General features: G+C 69.1%; 17 protein-coding genes and 1 tRNA gene. 7 read left to right on the top strand and 11 right to left on the bottom strand.

The window, feature by feature from the left end:
• Nucleotides 1-21: 21 nt before the first annotated feature.
• Nucleotides 22-2394, top strand: coding sequence for a methyl-accepting chemotaxis protein (locus QO011_RS34190; RefSeq protein ID WP_307282500.1), 2373 nt, complete (start codon nucleotides 22-24; stop codon nucleotides 2392-2394).
• Nucleotides 2395-2440: 46 nt separating this feature from the next.
• Here the strand turns inward: QO011_RS34190 and QO011_RS34195 are convergent, their stop codons facing one another.
• On the bottom strand, nucleotides 2441-2704 hold the full coding sequence (locus QO011_RS34195) for a PilZ domain-containing protein (protein WP_307282502.1): 264 nt from the start codon (nucleotides 2702-2704) through the stop codon (nucleotides 2441-2443).
• Nucleotides 2705-3066: 362 nt separating this feature from the next.
• Here QO011_RS34195 and QO011_RS34200 point away from each other — a divergent pair, with 362 nt between their 5' ends.
• From QO011_RS34200 to QO011_RS34215, 4 genes are all read left to right on the top strand, one after another.
• Nucleotides 3067-3564 carry a hypothetical protein gene (locus QO011_RS34200; protein WP_307282504.1) on the top strand — a complete coding sequence of 166 codons (498 nt, stop codon included), beginning with the start codon at nucleotides 3067-3069 and terminating at the stop codon, nucleotides 3562-3564.
• Between the two features lie 61 nt (nucleotides 3565-3625).
• Entirely contained in the window at nucleotides 3626-4000 is a 375-nt protein-coding gene (locus QO011_RS34205; protein ID WP_307282506.1) for an SgcJ/EcaC family oxidoreductase, read from the top strand.
• A gap of 107 nt (nucleotides 4001-4107) precedes the next feature.
• Nucleotides 4108-5022, top strand: a complete 915-nt coding sequence (locus QO011_RS34210; protein ID WP_307282509.1) for a bestrophin family protein — start codon at nucleotides 4108-4110, stop codon at nucleotides 5020-5022.
• Nucleotides 5023-5196: 174 nt separating this feature from the next.
• Nucleotides 5197-5406: a hypothetical protein gene (locus tag QO011_RS34215; RefSeq protein ID WP_307282511.1), complete on the top strand. Its 210-nt coding sequence runs from the start codon at nucleotides 5197-5199 to the stop codon at nucleotides 5404-5406.
• Nucleotides 5407-5887: 481 nt separating this feature from the next.
• On the opposite strand, the gene QO011_RS34220 is transcribed toward QO011_RS34215, so the two are convergent.
• Nucleotides 5888-6667, bottom strand: a complete 780-nt coding sequence (locus tag QO011_RS34220; RefSeq protein ID WP_307282513.1) for a hypothetical protein — start codon at nucleotides 6665-6667, stop codon at nucleotides 5888-5890.
• Between the two features lie 325 nt (nucleotides 6668-6992).
• On the opposite strand from QO011_RS34220, the gene QO011_RS34225 reads away from it, so the two are divergent.
• On the top strand, nucleotides 6993-7211 hold the full coding sequence (locus QO011_RS34225; RefSeq protein ID WP_307282515.1) for a hypothetical protein: 219 nt from the start codon (nucleotides 6993-6995) through the stop codon (nucleotides 7209-7211).
• Nucleotides 7212-7214: 3 nt separating this feature from the next.
• Here the strand turns inward: QO011_RS34225 and QO011_RS34230 are convergent, their stop codons facing one another.
• On the bottom strand, nucleotides 7215-8123 hold the full coding sequence (locus QO011_RS34230) for a hypothetical protein (protein ID WP_307282518.1): 909 nt from the start codon (nucleotides 8121-8123) through the stop codon (nucleotides 7215-7217).
• 439 nt (nucleotides 8124-8562) lie between these two features.
• On the opposite strand from QO011_RS34230, the gene QO011_RS34235 reads away from it, so the two are divergent.
• The gene (locus QO011_RS34235; protein ID WP_307282520.1) at nucleotides 8563-8763 is read left to right on the top strand and encodes a hypothetical protein; all 201 of its coding nucleotides are present in this window, start codon (nucleotides 8563-8565) and stop codon (nucleotides 8761-8763) included.
• A gap of 527 nt (nucleotides 8764-9290) precedes the next feature.
• Here QO011_RS34235 and QO011_RS34240 read toward each other — a convergent pair.
• From QO011_RS34240 to QO011_RS34275, 8 genes are all read right to left on the bottom strand, one after another.
• A tRNA-Arg gene (locus tag QO011_RS34240) sits at nucleotides 9291-9367 on the bottom strand.
• A 75-nt stretch (nucleotides 9368-9442) separates the two neighbouring features.
• Complete coding sequence (locus QO011_RS34245) at nucleotides 9443-10144, bottom strand: DUF2461 domain-containing protein (RefSeq protein WP_307282522.1); 702 nt, start codon at nucleotides 10142-10144, stop codon at nucleotides 9443-9445.
• 42 nt (nucleotides 10145-10186) lie between these two features.
• Nucleotides 10187-12214, bottom strand: a complete 2028-nt coding sequence (locus QO011_RS34250; RefSeq protein ID WP_307282524.1) for an ASKHA domain-containing protein — start codon at nucleotides 12212-12214, stop codon at nucleotides 10187-10189.
• 34 nt (nucleotides 12215-12248) lie between these two features.
• A complete protein-coding gene (locus tag QO011_RS34255) occupies nucleotides 12249-13157 on the bottom strand; it encodes a dihydropteroate synthase (protein ID WP_307282526.1) in 909 nt (302 codons plus the stop codon).
• Nucleotides 13158-13269: 112 nt separating this feature from the next.
• Nucleotides 13270-14208, bottom strand: a complete 939-nt coding sequence (locus tag QO011_RS34260) for a prephenate/arogenate dehydrogenase family protein (RefSeq protein WP_307282527.1) — start codon at nucleotides 14206-14208, stop codon at nucleotides 13270-13272.
• Nucleotides 14209-14323: 115 nt separating this feature from the next.
• Nucleotides 14324-16033 (bottom strand): methyl-accepting chemotaxis protein, encoded by a 1710-nt coding sequence (locus QO011_RS34265; RefSeq protein WP_307282529.1) that lies wholly within the window; start codon nucleotides 16031-16033, stop codon nucleotides 14324-14326.
• Between the two features lie 419 nt (nucleotides 16034-16452).
• A complete protein-coding gene (locus tag QO011_RS34270) occupies nucleotides 16453-17547 on the bottom strand; it encodes a pyridoxal phosphate-dependent aminotransferase (RefSeq protein WP_307282531.1) in 1095 nt (364 codons plus the stop codon).
• An 8-nt stretch (nucleotides 17548-17555) separates the two neighbouring features.
• Complete coding sequence (locus QO011_RS34275) at nucleotides 17556-18341, bottom strand: chorismate mutase (protein ID WP_307282532.1); 786 nt, start codon at nucleotides 18339-18341, stop codon at nucleotides 17556-17558.
• Nucleotides 18342-18363: the final 22 nt, after the last annotated feature.

Consider the following 18363-nt stretch of genomic DNA (forward strand, 5'->3'; position numbering starts at 1 on the left):
ACAATGGAGGGGGGAACGTCCATGCCGCTTTCGAAACTGGTCGCCGACCGGTCCATCTCGATGAAGATCGGCGCCGGGGTGACGGCCCTCGTGCTGGTGGCCGCCGGCATTGCCGGCTTCGGCTTTCTCGGTCTCGGCCAGCTCGGCAAGGTGGTGACGACGACCAGCGCCTCGGCGGAGATCCTGGCCTCGGTGAACGCCGCGGGCAACGCGATGGAGCGCTTCATCTCGACGCAGGAGCCGGGCGCGGTGGCGCAGGCGCGCCAGTCCATCGTCCGCGCGGCGGGCCTGGTCGACGGCCTCGACGGCCTCGCTCCGGCCGAGGCCGCCGGTCTCGCCGCCTCCCTCGACAGCTTCCGCACCGCGCTCGCCGCGCTGGAAACCGCCTCCGCCGCCTCCGCCGACGCGATCCGCAACATGGACGCCGCCTTCACGGCGATCGGCGCCACGGCGACCGCCGCGGAGAAGGAGGCGGATGCCCGCAGGGGGCAGACCGACGAGCAGATCACGGTCGGCGAGATCGAGGGCAAGACCCTCGCGGCCCTGCAGGGCGCCCTGGCCGCGGCACGGGCCAAGGCGCAATCGGTGGAGTTGCACATGCTGCGGCCGGGCGGCGCCGAGCTCGCCGCGGCCCGCGAAGCGGGCAGCGCCCTCACCCCGATCGCCGCCGACATCGCCAACCAGGTCGCGGTGGCCCAGCAGCCGACCGCCCGGGCGCTCGTCGCCGGCGTGGCGGCGCTGCAGCCGCTGCTCCAGGCCCTCGGCACGCCGGATGCGGCCGCGGCGGACGGTGCCGGCGATGCCCGCGTCCGCCCGGTGCTCGTCGGCCTCTACGGCTCGATCGACGCCCTGCAGGACGCGGCCGCGTCGGCTGCGGCCGAAGCGGCCAAGCAGGCCGCCGCCAACCGCTCGAAGGCGAGCGGCACCAAGATGCTCACCGCCATCGCCAAGAGCTTCCGCGAGAAGATCGCCACCCTGTTCGCCAAGACGCTCGCCTACCGCCTCGCCCCGAGCGAGGCCGGCAAGGCCGGCGTCAAGGAAGCGCTCGACGCGGTCGGCGGCTTCGCCAAGATGCTGTCCAGCAACGGGCTCGGCAATGCCAGCACCGAGATCGAGGGCTATCGCAGCGCCTTCGCCAGCCTGGCCGATGCCGCCCAGCGGGTGGCCGGCGCGCGCGACACGGCGCGCGCGCAGTCCCAGCGGGCCGGCGAAGCCATCGCCGCGCTGGTCGACGTGCAGCGCCGCCAGGCCGCCGAGGGCAGCCGCGCCAACATCGCCATGCTGGGCGGGGCCTGCGCCCTGGCGGCGCTGCTCGCGCTGCTGGTGGGCTGGGCCGCCTCGCGCATGATCGCCCGGCCTGTGTCGCTGCTGACCGGCGTGATGCGCCGGCTCGCCGCCGGCCAGACCGAGGTGGACGCGCCGGCGCTCAAGCGCGCCGACGAGATCGGCGAGATGAGCCGCGCCGTCGCGGTGTTCCGCGACAATGCGCTGGAACGGCGCCGGCTCGAAACGGCCGCCGAGGGTGAGCAGCAGGCCCGCGCCGAGCGCCAGGCGCGCATCGAGACCCTGATCGACCGCTTCCGCGGCGAGGCCGCCGCGACGCTCGCAGCCGTGCGGCGGGACGCGGAGACGATGCAGGCGACGTCCGGGCGCCTGACCGAGGTGGCGGGGGAATCGCTCTCCCGCGCGGGCGAGGCGAGCGGGGCTTCGCAGGTCGCCTCCCGCAACGTCGACACCGTCGCCGCCGCGGCGGAGGAGCTGGCGGCCTCGATCCGCGAGATCGACAGCCGCGTCGCCGAGACGGTCACGGTGGTCGGCAATGCCAGCCGCCAGGCCGGCGCCTCCAACGACAAGGTGGCGCAGCTCGCCACGGCGGCCAATCGCATCGGCGAGGCGGTCAACCTGATCCGCTCGATCGCCGAGCAGACCAACCTGCTCGCCCTCAACGCCACCATCGAAGCGGCACGGGCGGGCGTGGCCGGCCGGGGCTTCGCCGTGGTGGCGGCGGAGGTCAAGGCCCTGGCGAGCCAGACCGCGCTCGCTACGCAGGAGATCGCCGCCCAGGTCAGCGAGATCCAGGTCTCGACCGGCGACGCGGTCACCGCGATCGACACCATCGCCCAGCTGATGCGCGAGGTGAACACCTATACCAACTCGATCGCCGCCGCCGTCAGCCAGCAGGGCGCTGCGACGGTCGAGATCAGCCGCAACGCCCAGGGCGCGGCCGACGGGACCCAGGCCGTGGTCGGCACCATGGCCGATCTCAGCCGCGTCGCCGGGGATGCGACCGACGCCGCCGTCACGGTGCGCGACATGGCGGCCGGCGTCGCCGAGGCGAGCTCGGCGCTCGACCGGACGGTGGAACGCTTCCTCGCGGACGTCGCCGCCGCCTGAGCGGGTGGAGCGCGCAGGCCGGCTCGGCGGGCTCGGGAGAAACGGCTCAGGCCCGCAGCGTGTCCATGAACTGCACGCCGATCTCGTCGCCGGCCCGCCAGGTGACGAGGCAGAAGCGGGATCCGCCCGACGTCTCGGAGAACTTCATGGTGAAGCAGTCCGGCACCGGCGCGAGCGGCGCCTGCAGCCGCGCTCCGCCGGCGGAGATGTCGATCAGCCGGCAGGGCACCAGCGCGGTCTCGTCGTCGAAAGCAAGCCAGACCCGGTAGTTCACCCGGGTGCGTGGTTCGCTGCGCCTGTCCCTGAGCATCGTCGCGCACCCTGCCGGACCGGCGCTGCCGCCGGCGGCAGGCGCCTTGTGGCGCAAGCCCTCCGGCACGAGGCGCGCGAGGGAGCCCGCGCCGAGGACCGCACGGCAGGATAGCAGAGCGACCGCGCCCTGTCGCGCGCGTCGCAGCAGCCGCCCCCGACCGCGGCGGGAGCGGCCGCTCCATGCGCGCGGCGCCCAGCCGTGCCCAGGCGTTCTGCGACTTGGCCGACTCGCCGAGACTCGCAAAGGCGCGCCGAAACCAGGTGTGAGGGCAAAGCAGCGTTTCCGCCCAAAGGCGCTTTGATCTAGGCTGAGCCGGGCCAGCGAATGACGGGCCCGATGCAAGGGCTCGAGGGGATGTCATGATCCTGGGATTGTCGATAGCAACCTTCACGCTGGTGCATGTGCTGATCAGCCTGGCGGGCCTCCTCGCCGGCCTCGTCGTGCTCGGCGCCATGATCGCGGGCCGGCGAGCATCGGGGTGGACCGCCCTGTTCCTCGCCACCACGGTGGCCACCAGCGCCACGGGCTTCCTGTTCCCCTTCCGCGCCATCGGCCCGGCCCATGTGGTCGGCCTCATCTCGCTGGTGGTGCTCGCGGTGGCGCTGCTGGCGCTCTACGGCGCACGCCTCGCCGGCCTCTGGCGGCCGGCCTACGTGGTCGCCGCGGTGCTGGCGCTCTACCTCAACGCCTTCGTCGCGGTGGCTCAGGCCTTCCAGAAGCTGCCGGCGCTGCAGGCGCTGGCGCCGACGCAGTCCGAGCCGCCCTTCCTGGAAGCGCAGATCGCCGTGCTGGCGCTGTTCGTGATCCTCGGCGCCCTGGCGCTGTGGCGGTTCCGGCCGCAGATGGCACCGGCCTGACCATCCCGGTTGCGGCCGACGTCGGCGCAGGGCAGGCTGGCGGGAGGAAGGGGAGGATGCGATGGTCGACACACCGACGGTCGAGAGCCTGCTGCGGCACTGGATCGAGGCCTTCAACAGCCGCGACCTCGACAGGCACGAGCAGCTCTACACGGAGGACGCCACCCTGTTCGGCTCGGTGGACGCGCTGCAGGTCGGCCGCGCCGCGATCCGCGCCTATTTCGGCCGGCTCGGCCCGGACGTGCGCGTGAAGGCCTATCCGATGCCGCGGGTGACGGCCCTCGGCACGGACGTGGCGGCGACCGCCGGCCCGGTCGCGTTCGCCGACGGCGAGACGCCGGTGCCCTACCGCATGACCTGGGTGCTGGTGCGGCAGGGCGGCAACTGGCGCATCGCCCAGCACCACGGCTCGCCGCAGCGCGGGGATCACGGCTGAGCCCGCCGGGTTCGAGCGCAGCCGGCGTCGGGGCGGATCGCTCTTGCATGCGCCGCTGCGGCGGGGCATGGCAGGGCGTCCTGTCCCGCCCCTGATGTGCCCCAGCCGTGATCGTCCGCCGGAATCCCCGCCCGTGGGAACTGTTCTTCATCCTGCGCGGCTCGATCGTGCCGCAGATCTGGCCGCAGATGCTGCTGGTCGCCCTGATCTCGGCGGCGGTGACGCTCCTGGAGACGCACGGCGCGATCCGCCTGCCGCCGATCGCGGCGCTGCCCTTCTCGCTGATCGGCGTGGCGCTGTCGATCTTCGCCGCCTTTCGCAACACCGCGAGCTATGACCGCTGGTGGGAGGCGCGCAAGATCCTCGGCCAGATGGTGATCGACGCGCGCGGCCTCGCCCGGCAGGCGCTGGCCTATCTCGACGCCGACCCGGCGGCAGCCCGGCGCCTGGCGCTGCTGGCCACGGCGTTCTGCGACGCCCTGCGCTGCCATCTCGGCGAGGCAACGCCGGACGAGGCGGCGCTGCGCCATCTCGATGCCGCCGACCGCGCCCAGGTGGCGGCGAGCCGCCACGCGCCCAACCGCGTGCTCGCCCTGATGAGCGGCGCGATCGCCGCGGCCCTTGGCCGCGGACAGATCAGCGCGCAGATCGCGCAGACGCTGGAGGAGCGCGTCACCGCCCTGTCAGGCGAGCTCGCCGCCGCCGAGCGCATCAAGTCGACGCCGCTGCCCTTCGCCTATTCGCTGCTGCTGCACCGCACGGCCTACCTGTTCTGCTTCCTGCTGCCCTTCGGCCTGGCCGACAGCATGGGCCTGTGGACGCCGCTGTTCGCCACCATCGTCTCCTACACCTTCTTCGGCCTCGACGTGCTCGGCGACGAGCTCGTCACCCCCTTCGGCGCCACCGAGAACAGCCTGCCGGTGACGGCCATCTGCCGCACGATCGAGATCGACATCCTGGAAGCGCTGGGGGAGACGGACCTGCCGGCGGCGCCGGTGCCGGAGAATTTCGTGCTGGCGTAGAGACTGTTTGGACACGGCGGGGAGGCGATGCGGCGGGTCTTGCCGCGCATGGCAAGTCGCCATGACGGCCCGGCCGCCCCGAACGACATCAAGGCGTCGCAGGATTCGACTTTGGTTCCGAGGCGGATTGGGGGTGCATGGTCGATACTCTGAAAACGGCAGGAGGAAACCGACATGTCTCAGGCTCCGGAACATCCCGCAGACGAACACCATCACTCGGCCGCCGCGCATCATCACGCGGCCGCCCACCATCATCACCAGGCCAAGCATCATCACGCGCTTGGCGAGCACGACGAAGCCAAGCGGCATGCGACTGCGGCTCACGAGCACAGCGAGCTCGCGCATAAGCATACCGCGAGCGCTCACACGCATTCGCACAACTGACGTCGTGACATTCCGCGCGAAAGCGTTGCGCGCTACGGCTCCGACGTTTTCGCGCGTCCACTCGGATCGATCTGGAACGTGTGTGAGTTCCCTTTCGATGACCAGCCTTCGCGACCTCCCCGGAGCAAGGCGAAGGCTGGGGCCGAAGCAGAGCCGGTGCCGGAATGGTTTGCGCCCGGCGACGCCACGAAGATGGAGGCGTTGGCTCGAGGCCTCTTGATGATGGCGATCGGCGACCCCAATCCGGGCCGACGCAAAGCGGACGCCAGCAACATTGCTTGTTCGTGTCCTTGGGCATTGCACTCGCGACCTGTGCCGCAGGCCCCCGGCGTGGTCGGGATCTTGGTGATTGGGGCGACATGGCGTGCCGGCTGCGCCGAGGCACCCGGATCGCCACCGGGTTGGCATTGCACCGTCGCCGGCGTAAGCGCGACCAGAGAAGGGTAAGGCGAACCTGGCCCGACCATTCCGCCGCCGGCCTTCACGTCGGAGCGATTTCGTCCAGCTTCTCGCGCAGCGCACGATGTTGGCGGCGAAGTGTTGCGTGCCTATGCAGCAGCGCCTCATACCGCTCAGAAAGATATTTCAGGCGATCCATGGCGCGATCGTCTGGAACATCATCATAATGTCCGAAGAACTGTCGGAAAATAAATTGCCACGCCGTCGCGTTTCCATGCCACGTGGCAGTGTTGTGTTCAATTATATAACCGCGAGAATTGCCGATGACATGCCGGTCACCTCCGATATCTGGATTTTTCACAAACAGAAATCGACATTTACCCCCAAAGTAACGCCCGATAATTCTTATAATTTCATCCTCATCTCTCTCATAGATGTGCGGATTTACACCTTCAATCTCCTGTGACAGATCAATTAGATTATTCTGCGTGTTCGAAAATACGCATACTATATTGTCGGCCGAATTCATTAAATCTATTGTCTTTTTCAAAAGATATGTGTATTTACTTGATAAAATAGTTTTGTCGAACTGCTCATGCCAAAAGAATAAACCGTGCCTCGTCCATCGAACACGCTGATATAATTCGATTTCATCAGCGCGAACCCCAGCAATCCCCTCCGACGAAAACATGGATACCACTGCAGAAGCTGGTGCTATCAGATTATCGAAGAATGACGGTTGCCATTCCAGGTCCTGATCATTGAGCGCAGCGGAAATCAACCGCTGATGTCGACGGATTTGATAAGCCGTCTGACAAGATACTCCAAAACTCACTACGGCATTCTTCGCAGAAATGAGCATTGCAAGGCCCCCGCCCTAGCACCACGGAACATACGCCTTTCTTTGTGGGAACGGCAAGTGAACCGAGTGCGGTCTCGCTGCCTTGATCGTATCCCGTGCGTCGCCTTCGGACGGCCTTTTCATTGGAGCCCCCATGGCCGATTTCATCCTTCCGAGTGCCGCCGCAGCGACGGACGGCCGGCCGGCCTGCCGTGCAAGGCGGCCGATATTCCTGGCGTGTCTATGGGGCCTGGGACGGCGCCACGGCGCAACTGCAAGTCGGCCCCGATGGCGGCACCACTGCCATCAATGTCGGCGGCGCGGCAGGGCACCCGCCGCGGCACATTTGCGCCCCGAGCAACACGACGGCCTCGACGGAATCCGCGACAACGACGCCAGCACCATCACGATCGACGGCAACGACGTCCTGGTGCCGGCGGCCTCCCGCGGCTGGACATCGTCGGGCATCGTCACAGCCGGCGGCGAACACGCGCTGGGCCTCCGCCTCGGACCGACGGGTGCCGGCGCCGGTGCGACCTGGAAGGGCGAAGCGAACCTGGCCTGACGCCTACTCGGCCGCCCGCGGGAACTTGTCACGCCGGAACACTGAAGAGAACTTCTCTGTCGTCTTCTGCGCCCGCTTCACGATGGACATCTCATTGTGATAGTGCCGCATGGACTCAGGGAGTACCTGCAGTTCGTCCGGGCGGAACGGGATCTTGAACCACATAAGTTCTTGCAGACCGGCTGTATAAATTGTCCCGTCACAGCACTGAAACATCTTCGTTTCACGTTTTCCCGGCGACCACATGGCATCGATCGAGTTATCCTTGATACCGAACATGTGAAAATACTCGGACCGAACGAAGATGCCATCCCACGATGTGGTCGCCACCAGTTCGTAGCCCTTGCTCTTGCCAAGCTCGATCAGGGCGAGCAGAGAGCAGCTTTGGTTGACGTCCGGGTCATCATCCTGAACGAAATAGACATCGTTGGGGACGGTGTGATTGAACTCGATGCACACGACGCGCGGCTTATAGTTCGTCAGGCCTGCCCACATGTGCCAATCGTTTCCGTCAATATCGATGCCGCAGAGATCGAAGTCGGTCGGGATCGGCGTCCGGGATAAGATCGTGTCCAGCGACTGCTCGCCGGATGAAGCGACGAAGGCATGGACCGGGTGCACGCGAGCATTGTTCCGATAGTTATCGACGAGCTTGCGGTGATCCTTCTCGTTCCCTTCGATCAACACGCCCGACCAGTTGTGATTGTTGATCAAATTCCAAGTGTTACTACCAGTAATTCCGTCACGAGCGCCGAACTCGACGCACCATTTTTGTCCACTACCAATTATATCAAAGATCTTTTCGAAGATTCCATCCTGACCGTTCTTCGATGTAACATTCTTGTGATACTTGCGAAGCCACATGCTTTCAGATTTCAGACGCGGCACGGATCTATGTTCGATGATCGGCATTTCCACCCTCAGCCATCTGTGTGTAGTTGCGTAGATGCCAGCCTTCTACCCGCGACACCTCACCAAACATGGCTGACTCCGTCAAGGCCAAGATGCCCCGACGTCATCGCGGCTTTCGGGCAGCTCTTTCATTGGAGCCCCCATGGCTGATTTCACCCTTCTGAGTGCCGTCGCGACGACGGGCGGCTGACCTGCCGTGCAAGGCAGCCGATATTCCCGGCGCGTCTAGGGGGCCTGGGACGGTCCCACGGCGCAGCCGCCGGTCAGCCCCCGATGCGGCACCACTGCAATGTCGACGGCTCGACAGGGCGCCCGCCGCGGGCACATTTGCGCCCCGAGCAGCACCACGACCTCTGCCAGCGCCTGCATGACCGATCGCTGGGATTGAGGCACAGGGCTTGCAGCGATCACGGCCAATTCCCATTTTGGGCTCGCTGCCATGTCGACGCGTATCGGACACAGAGTTCTGTCGGCGATTTTCGCGGTGCCAACCGTGCTCGCCGCCTTCTTTTTCGGCTCGGCCTTGAGCGGAAACGCCTGGGAGCAACTGGCCTGGACCACGGGCCTTTTCCTGGCCGGCATGGCAAGCGTCGAGATCGCCATGCGCGCGATCGAAAGCGAGCAGCCGCCGTCGACGTGACGAGGAAACGGCACGCTGCATCCTCCAACTCTGCCCCCACCCATCAGCAGGAATAGAGGGATTCTCGGAGTCCAGGCGACAGTGTACAAGACTCGCACGCGCGCCGTGCTATAGCGCGCGAACCAAATTGCGCGAACGCGTCGACCATTTTGGACAAGTTTCGAGTGGCGGAAATCGGCCTGTTCAAATGCGCTTGGGAGCACCACCGAAGGGTCGTCCGGAGCATGCCGGCGAGCCGCCGACCATCGCCCCACCCCCGAGGGGGAACGGGCCGTCAGCGGGGCCTTGGGGGGGCTGAAAAGGGCTGACGGCCCGAGCCCAGACGCCGGGACGCAATCTGGACTGACGCTTCGTTAGCAGTCCGTTGTGACAATTGCACGAGATCTGATTGCTGGGATGCGCGCCGACAACAAGTTCCGGTGACACTGCATAAGACTCACACATACGCCGTGGCGACGAAGGCCTTGGCCCCTCGCTCCAAGTCCTCACTATTCCCCAGCACTGGAAGTGCAACGCGAGAGAGCCGTTGGCGTCCCGGAAGGGATTCGAACCCCTGACCTACGGTTTAGGAAACCGTTGCTCTATCCTGCTGAGCTACCGGGACGCGGACGCGGGCTGCGCGGAGCGACGAAAGCCTTGTCGGGGGCGCGGCGTCAAGTGGTTTTGCGGGGCGCGCGCTTCAGCCGCGCTCGGGTTCCAGCCGGTCGAGGACGTCCCAGCCGAAACGCAGCAGCGGCAGGGCTTCCTCGACGAAGCCGGCGCAGTCCGCCACCAGGCCCGGGCCGGCGATGGCCTCGGCCTCGATCGGCCGGGTCACCAGGTAGGACTTGAGCTTGAGGGCCTCGACCAGGGCGGGGTCGGCGATGCCGGCCGCCTCGCGCGGCGGGCGGGTGAGGCTCCAGCGCCGGTCGAGGGCGTGGCCGGCCGCCGCCAGGGTCTCGGCCATCGCGGCAAAGCGCTGCGGGCCCTCGACCAGGGCCTGACGCACGGCGGCGAGGCGCGGCGGCTCCAGATCATAGAAGCCGGCGGCGCAGAAGCAGCCCTCGGGCGCGATGTGGATGTAGAAGCAGCCGGGATCGGTCTTGGCGCCGGAGCGGGTGAGCAGGGCGCCGGCATGGGTCTTGTAAGGGCGCTTGTCCTTGGAGAAGCGCACGTCGCGGTGGATGCGGAAGATCGAGCCCTTGGGGCTGCCGCGCAGCGGCAGGCCGCGGGCGGCGCAGGCCGCGCTGAGGTCGGCGACGAAGGCGCCGAGCGGCCCGAGCACGTCGGCGTCGTAGATGGCGCGGTTCTCGGCGAACCAGGCCCGGTCCTGGTGGAAATCGAGGGCGCGGAAGAAGGGCAGCGCCTTGGGGCCGAAGCCCTGGAACGAAGCGGTCGACATGGCTGCAGGCTATAGCCGAGCCCGGCGGCGAAGACGAGGGCCCTACTCCGCCGCCAGCCGGCCTCGGCGGCGCTCGCGCCCGCCCCGGCCTTCGCGGGCTTCCCCCTCGCTCGAGCCACGCTTGAAGGTGAGGCCGAGGGCGGCCTCCAGGTGCGGGAACGGGTCGGTCTTGTGCGGGATCGCCATGGCGCCGACGAAATGGGCCTGGAAGGAGGGCTCGATCGCGGTCTCGACCTTCTCGATGCCGCGCACCACCTCCTCGATCTCGCGGCGCGCCGCGGCGTTGAGCAGGGCGATGCGCGCGCCGGTGCCGGCGGCGTTGCCGGCCGAGCCGACCTTGTCGAGATCGCAGTCCGGCACCAGGCCGAGGATCATGGCGTGCCTGACGTCGATATGGCTGCCGAAGGCGCCGGCGAGCGTGATGCGGTCGACCGTGGCGACGCCGTAGCGGTCCATCAGGAGGCGCGCGCCGGCATAGAGCGCCGCCTTGGCGAGCTGCACGGCGCGCACGTCGTTCTGGATGATGGCGATGCGCGGCTCGCCCTCACGAATCACGTAGCGGAAGGTGCGGCCGTCGCTCTCGATGCGCGGCGTGCGCGCCGCCATGGCGCCATCGACGACGCCATCGGGCGTGATCAGCCCGGCCAGCAGCATCTCGGCGATCACCTCGATGATGCCGGAGCCGCAGATGCCGGTGACGCCGGTCCCGGCCGTCGCCTCGGCGAAGCCGGGCTCGTCGGACCAGAGGTCGGAGCCGATCACCTTGTAGCGCGGCTCCAGCGTCTGCCTGTCGATGCGCACGCGCTCGATGGCGCCGGGCGCGGCGCGCTGGCCCGAGGCGATCTGGCCGCCCTCGAAGGCCGGGCCGGTGGGCGAGGAGCAGGCGAGCAGCTTGTTGCGGTTGCCGAGCACGATCTCGGCATTGGTGCCGACGTCGACCAGCAGCGTCACCTCGTCCTTGAGGTAGGGGCCCTCCGACAGCACCACGCCGGCGGTGTCCGCGCCGACATGGCCGGCGATGCAGGGCAGGACATAGACATAGGCATTGGGCGCGAAGTCGAGCCCGAACTCCTTGGCCGGGATCTCCAGGCCGCCGTCGACGGCCAGCGCAAAAGGCGCGCCGCCGAGCTCGGTCGGGTCCACGCCGAGGAAGAGGTGGTGCATGATCGGGTTGGCGACGACCGTCATGCCGAGGATGTCGGCGGTGGCGAGGCCCGCCTCCTTCGCCACCGAGGCGGCGAGCTCGCGCAGGGCGTCGCGCACCGCGCTGGTGAGCTCGGCCTCCCCGCCCGGGTTCATCATGACGTAGGAGACGCGGCTCATCACGTCCTCGCCGAAGCGGATCTGCGGGTTCATCACCCCGGCCGAGGCGACGACCTCGCCGGTCTTGAGGTCGCAGAGATGGGCGGCGATGGTGGTGGAGCCGATGTCGACGGCAAGGCCGTGCGCCGCCTCGCGCAGGCCCGGCCAGATGGCGACGATCTCGCGGCTCTTGCGCACCGCGACGGTGACGCTCCAGTTTCCGGCCCGAAGCGTCTTCTGCAGGATGCGCAGGATCGAGAGCGGGGCGGTGACGTCGGGCACGTTCCACTGGTGCGCCAGCGCCTCCTGCAGGCGGCGGAAATCGCTGGCGGGGTCGTGCATGTCGGGCTCGCGCACCTCGACATAGTGCAGCTGCACGATCGGGTCGATCTCGATGTCGCGCACGGCGGCGCTCTTGCGCACGACCTGGCGGTGCACCTGGCTGTCCGGCGGCACGTCGATGACGGCATCGGCGCAGAGCTTGGCCTGGCAGCCGAGGCGCCGCGCCCCGTCCAGCGGCCCGCGCTTGGAGACATAGCGCGCCTCGACCGCGTTCCAGTCGGTCACGTGGTCCGGCGCCGAGACGATGCCGAGCTTGGGGAAGCTGCCCTCGCCGACCTCGACCTGGCAGCGCCCGCAGATGCCGCGGCCGCCGCAGATCGAATCGAGGTCGACTCCGAGCCGCCGCGCCGCCTCGAGCACGGAGGTCCCTTCCGGAAAGCGCCCACGCTTGCCGGAGGGGGAGAAGAAGACCAGCGGATCGGTCATGGGCGGCGCTTCCTCGGGTCGGGAGGCGGGTGCCTCAGCCGCGGGCGCGGCGGCGCTCGCCGCGGTCGCGCCGGCCGCCCGACGCCTCGCCCTCGGCCTGCGGCTCGCGGAACTTGCGGATCCAGCTCATGCAGTTGGGGTCGTGGCCCATCACCACGTCGGCGCCGAGGATGGCCTGGATATCCTCCAGGTGCAGCGGGTTCATGATCGCCGAGGTCATGCCGGCGCCGATCATCATCGGCAGGAAGGCGGAGTTGAGGCCGCGGCGGTTGGGCAGGCCGAAGGAGAAGTTCGAGGCGCCGCAGGTGGTGTTGACCTTGAGCTCGCCCTGCAGGCGGCGCAGGAGGTGCATGAGCTGGCGGCCGGCATCGTTCAACGCTCCCACCGGCATCACCAGCGGGTCGACCACGATGTCCTCGTGCGGAATGCCGAAATCGGCGGCGCGGTGGACGATCTTCTTGGCCACCTCGAAGCGCACGTTCGGGTCCTCGGAGATCCCGGTCTCGTCGTTGGAGATCGCAACGACCGCGCAATTGTATTTCTTGACCAGCGGCAGCACCCGCTCCAGGCGCTCCTCCTCGCCGGTGACCGAGTTGAGCAGCGGCTTGCCCTTGTAGGCGGCCAGGCCCGCCTCCAGCGCCTCGACGATCGAGGAATCGATCGACAGCGGCACCGGCACGGTGTCCTGCACCAGCTTGATGCAATCGGCCAGGATCTTCGGCTCGTCGGCGAGCGGGATGCCGGCATTGACGTCGAGCATCTGCGCGCCGGCCTCGACCTGCGCCAGGGCATCGGCGACGACGCGGGTATAGTCGCCGCGCGCCATCTCCTCGGCCAGGAGCTTGCGGCCGGTGGGGTTGATGCGCTCGCCGATCATCACGAACCGGCGGTCGAAGCCGAGCACGACCTTCTGCTTCTCGGAAGTGATCACCGTTTCGGTCATGGGGACGGGTGTCCTGTCGGAGGGATGGAGCTTGCGCCCAGCTTAGGGTCGCGATTTCGATAGCGGCTAGCTTCGATGCGACGGGTTTTGTGAAGGAGCGGGCAGCCGCCGGTCAAGGCGCCGTCGGCGGCTTGTGGCGGCGGCCGAAATCCGGCTCCGCCGTCTCCTGGCCGATGTCGATGATCGAGCGGCGCACGGCGCGGGTGCGGGCGAAGAGCTCGAACAGCTTGTCGCCTTCGCCCCAGCGGATGGCCCGCTGGAGATAGGCGAGGTCCTCGGTGAAGCGCCCGAGCACCTCCAGCACCGCCTGCTTGTTGTTGAGGAAGACGTCGCGCCACATGGTCGGGTCGGAGGCGGCGATGCGGGTGAAGTCGCGGAAGCCGCCGGCGGAGAACTTGATCACCTCCGACTGCGTCACCGCCTCCAGGTCGTCCGCCGTGCCGACGATGTTGTAGGCGATGAGATGCGGCACGTGGCTGGTGATGGCCAGCACCAGGTCATGGTGCTCGGCCGTCATCACCTCGATGCGGGCGCCGAGCCCTTCCCAGAAGGCGCGCAGCTTCGCCACCGCGGCGGGATCGGCGTCCGCGGCCGGGGTGAAGATGCACCAGCGGTTCTCGAACAGCTCGGCGAAGCCGGCGTCCGGGCCGGAATGCTCGGTGCCCGCCACCGGATGGGCCGGCACCAGATGCACGCCGGCCGGCATATGCGGGGCGAGCTGGGCGATCACCGCGCCCTTGACCGAGCCGGTGTCGGTGACGACGGCGCCGGGTTCGAGATGCGGCCCGATGGCCGCGCCCACCGCCGCGAAGGCGCCCGAGGGCACGCAGCAGATGACGCAGTCGGCCCCCTTCACCGCCTCGCCGGCATCGGCGAGGGTGATGTCGGCGATGCCGAGCTCCTCGACCCGCCGGCGCACGTCGGGGCTGAGATCGGCGGCAACCAGCGTCTTCGCCAGGCCATGGACGCGCGCGCCGCGCAGCAGCGAAGAGCCGATCAGGCCGATGCCGATGATGCAGAGGCGATCGAAGACGGGCGAGGGATCGGGCATGGGCGGGCCTGGGCGCGGCTGCCCCGCGGGCAGCGGATTGAGCGTCCTAGAGGTTCCCGATGCCCGAGGTCAAGCAATCCGGGCCGAAGCTCCGTGTGGCCGGGGCACCGCGCCGTCACGCCGCCCGCACCTGGGACAGGAACTCGGCCACCGCGTCCTGCAGCACGCGGGTGTGCTCGGACAGCTTGCCGCCGGCGTCGCGCACGCCTTCGGCCTGGGCCTCGTTGGAGAGCGCCGCGTCCCGCACCCGCTGGATCGTCGCGGCGACGGTGCCGGCCTCCCGCGCCGCGTGCGAGACCGCCGTGGCGATCTCGTCGCTCGCCTGGCGCTGCTGCACCGCGGCGCCCGAGATCTCGGCGGTGATGGCGCTCATCGCCTCGATCGCCTGGCCGACGGCGAGCATGGCCTGCCGCGTGTTCTGCGTCGCCGCCTGGATGGCGGCGATGAGGGCGGTGATCTGGTCGGTGGCGCCGGCGGTCTGCTGGGCGAGGGCCTTGACCTCCGCGGCCACCACGGCGAAGCCGCGCCCGGCTTCGCCGGCCCGGGCCGCCTCGATCGTCGCGTTGAGGGCGAGCAGGTTGGTCTGCTGGGCGATGCCGCGGATGAGCGAGGCGACGGTGCCGATCTCGGCCGCGGCGGCAACCAGGGATTCCACCGCGGACGCCGTGCCGCGGGCCTCGCCCAGGGCGCCGGTCGCCATCTCGCTGGCCGTCGCCACCCGGGCGCCGATCTCGTGGGTCGAGCCGGAGAGCTGCGTCGTGGCGCCGGCCGCGGCCTCGACCGCCTGCGCCGCTGTCGCCGAGGACTGGGCCACGATCTCGGCCTCCGCCCGGGTCGCCAGCGAGGCGGCGGACAGGGCGCCGGCCGAGGCCTCCAGCGTCGCGGCGGAGGTCTGCAGCCCCTCCATGATGCGCCGCACCTCCTCCTGGAAGGCCCGGCTGCCGGCCGCCAGCCGCTCCGCCCGCGCCGCCTCGGCCGCGAGGGTCCCCTGACGGTCGGCGTCCAGCCGCCGGCGCTCCTTGAGCGCGGCCTGGAACACGCCGATGGCACGCGCCATGTCGCCGATGTCGTCGCGGCGGGCGGTGAAGGGCACCTCGGCATCGAGGTCCTGGTTCGCCAGCGCCCGCATGGCGGTGCTCAGGCGCTGCAGCGGGCGGCGGATCTGGCTGACGATCAGCCAGATCCCGGCGAGGAGCGCGATGCCGGTGGCGGAAGCGGGCACGACCGTGAAGGCGGCGAAGGCGCGGCGGCGCGCGGCGGCGGCCTCGCCGCGCTGGCGCTCGACATCGGCGATGAAGGTGCCGGCGAGCTCGGCGATGTCCTTCAGCATGGTGTTGCGGCTCGCCACCGTGCCGGGCTCGCTGGCCTGGAGCAGGGCCGCCTTCGGCGAGATGGTCAGGCCCATGTCGGCGGTCTCGCTCTGATAGGCGATGAACTCCTTCAGCGACCGGTCGAGCTTGCGCCGCCCCGCCTCGGGGATGCGGTCGCCGGCTGCCGCGATGAAGGTGTCGCCCTGGACCTTCACCGCATCGAGGGCGGTGCGCAGCCCCTCGAATCCGGCCTTGGCCCCCTCCTTGTCCTCGGCGGTGTACACGGTGTTGGCGGCGACCACGGCATGCTCAATCGCCTGGCCGAGCGTGCGGGCCTGGAGCGCCAGGGTCATGACCTTCTCGACGGCGTCCGAACGGTCCTGCTCCTCCGCGAGCTGGCGCAGGGCGAAGGCCGACAGGCCCGCGGCCAGGAGCACCAGGAGGGCCAGGAGGGCGCCCAGCTTATGGGCGATCGTCAGGCGCAGACGCAGCTTCGGGAGGGCCAAGCGAACCATGATGTTCTCACCAGATCGGTTACGAACGGGCAATGGCGGGCCGCCGCTTAATATCCTATGAATACTTTTCGACATGACCTGAATTTGACATTGCTTCAATGCCAAGAAAGCCGCGTCATAATCCTGTTATATTCAAATATTCGCCAAAACTATTGAAGAACACAACGTGCTCATCTCACGATGCTCGCACCGGCACAAGGATGATCTTCCCACCGGCCAAGAATGCCGTCCGCAGCGGACCCGTGGCCGGCCGTGAAGACCTGTCGATCGACAGCGCGGCAGCGCCGGCCATCTCGGACGAGCCGGTCCGCGACGCTTCGGCAGGCGGCCCGCGGAGCGGACCGGGCAGCCTCCCGCGACCTCCGCCATGAGAGGGGGCCCAGACACATCGATATGGGCAGGTCGGGAGAGGACCCGCTCTACCGCATGAAATCCGCCAGGGCCTCGACCACGAGGCGGTTGGCCTCCTCCGGCCCGACGGTCAGGCGCAGGTGGCCGGGCAGGCCGTAGCCGTCGATGCGGCGCAGGATCAGGCCGCGGGCAGAGAGGAAGGCGTCGGCCTCCTTCGCCGTCCGTCCGGGCGTGGCGGGAAAGCCGATCATCAGGAAATTGCCGACCGAGGGCGTCACGGTCAGGCCGAGCCGTTCGATCTCCGCGGCGAGCCAGGGCAGCCAGCGCTCGTTATGGGCAACGGCGGCCTCGACATGGGCGCCGTCGGCGATGGCGGCGGCGCCGGCCGCCGCGGCCGGGCCGTTGACGTTGAAGGGGCCGCGGATGCGGTTGACGGCATCGGCCACGCCGGCCGGCGCCACCATCCAGCCCAGGCGCAGATTGGCGAGGCCGTGGATCTTCGAGAAGGTGCGCGTCATCACCACGTTCTCGGCGGTGGCCACCAGCTCCAGCCCGGAGGCATAATCGTTGCGCCGGACATATTCGGCATAGGCGGCGTCCAGCACCAGGAGGATGTCCGGCCGCAGCCCGGCATGCAGGCGCTTGACCTCGTCGAAGGGCAGGTAGGTGCCGGTCGGGTTGTTGGGGTTGGCGAGGAAGACGACCTTGGTGCGCGCCGTCACGCGAGCGAGCAGCGCGTCGACGTCGGTGGTGAAATTCTTCTCCGGCGCCACGACGGGCGTCGCCCCGGCGGCCATGGTGGCGATCTTGTAGACGAGGAAGCCGTGCTCGCTGTAGAGCCCCTCGTCGCCCGCGCCGAGAAAGGCGTTGGCGAGGAGGGCGAGCAGCTCGTCGGAGCCGGCGCCGCAGACGATGCGCTCGGCATCGAGGCCGTAGCGCGCGGCGATGGCGGCGCGCAGCGCCGTGGTCGAGCCGTCGGGATAGAGGTCGAGCGCTTCGCCCGCCGCCGCAAAGGCGGCCCGAGCCCTGGGGCTGGCGCCGAGCGGCGATTCGTTGGACGACAGCTTCCAGACCTTGGTGAGCCCCGGCGCGCCCGACTTGCCGGGAACATAGGCGGCGATGTCCATCACGCCGGGGCGGGGAACGGGACGAAGCGCGGTCATGACGGGACTCACACGGGGTGGGGAACGGCGGCGGCGTGGGAGCCGACCGGATGGATCGCGGTGGCGGCGGGCAGGGCGTCCGCCAGCGCCGAAACCGGCTGCGCGCCCGGCAGCGAGATCAGGAGCGCGGCGCCGGCGCGCGCCGTCACCTCGAAGCCGGCGGGGGCCGGCGCGGCCGCCTCGGGCAGCACCACCGAATAGAGACGGATATCGCTGCCGGCGGAGGCCTCGTCCACCGGCTTGGACAGGACGTAGCAGGGCATGGCGGCGGGGTGGTCGGCCCGCTCGACGAAAGGCAGCCGCGCGATCACCTTGGGCGCCCCGGCCGGCTCCAGCGCCCGCCACCACGCGCCGGCGGCGGCGACGGGCACCAGGCCGAGGTCGCCGCGCGAGGCCGCCACGGCATGGATCACGTCCGATGCGTCGTCATGGGTCTCGTAGGGCACGACGAAGCCGAAATGGAAGCGCGCGACATCGCGCATGGCCGCGCCGCCGAGCGAGACGTCGCCGTGCACGGCATAGGGTGCCTGCACATGGGTGAAGGTGGCGATGATGACGCGCCAGATCGATTCGACGATGTCGACGGGCAGGATGCCGCGGTGGCGGCCGACGATCTCGCGCATCATCGCCGCTTCGCGCCCGGGCCGGAAGGCCGAGCCGGTCTCCTGCGAGCGCTTGACGGCGATGAGCTGGCTGATGATCTCGCCGCGCTCCATCAGGAGCCCGTGCATCGCCGCATCGATGCGGTCGATCTCGCGGCGCAGGTCGGCAAGGCTGACAGGGGTTTCGGTCATGGGCGGGCCATCGGTGCGGCCG

Source organism: Labrys wisconsinensis (assembly GCF_030814995.1).
Classification (GTDB): domain Bacteria; phylum Pseudomonadota; class Alphaproteobacteria; order Rhizobiales; family Labraceae; genus Labrys; species Labrys wisconsinensis.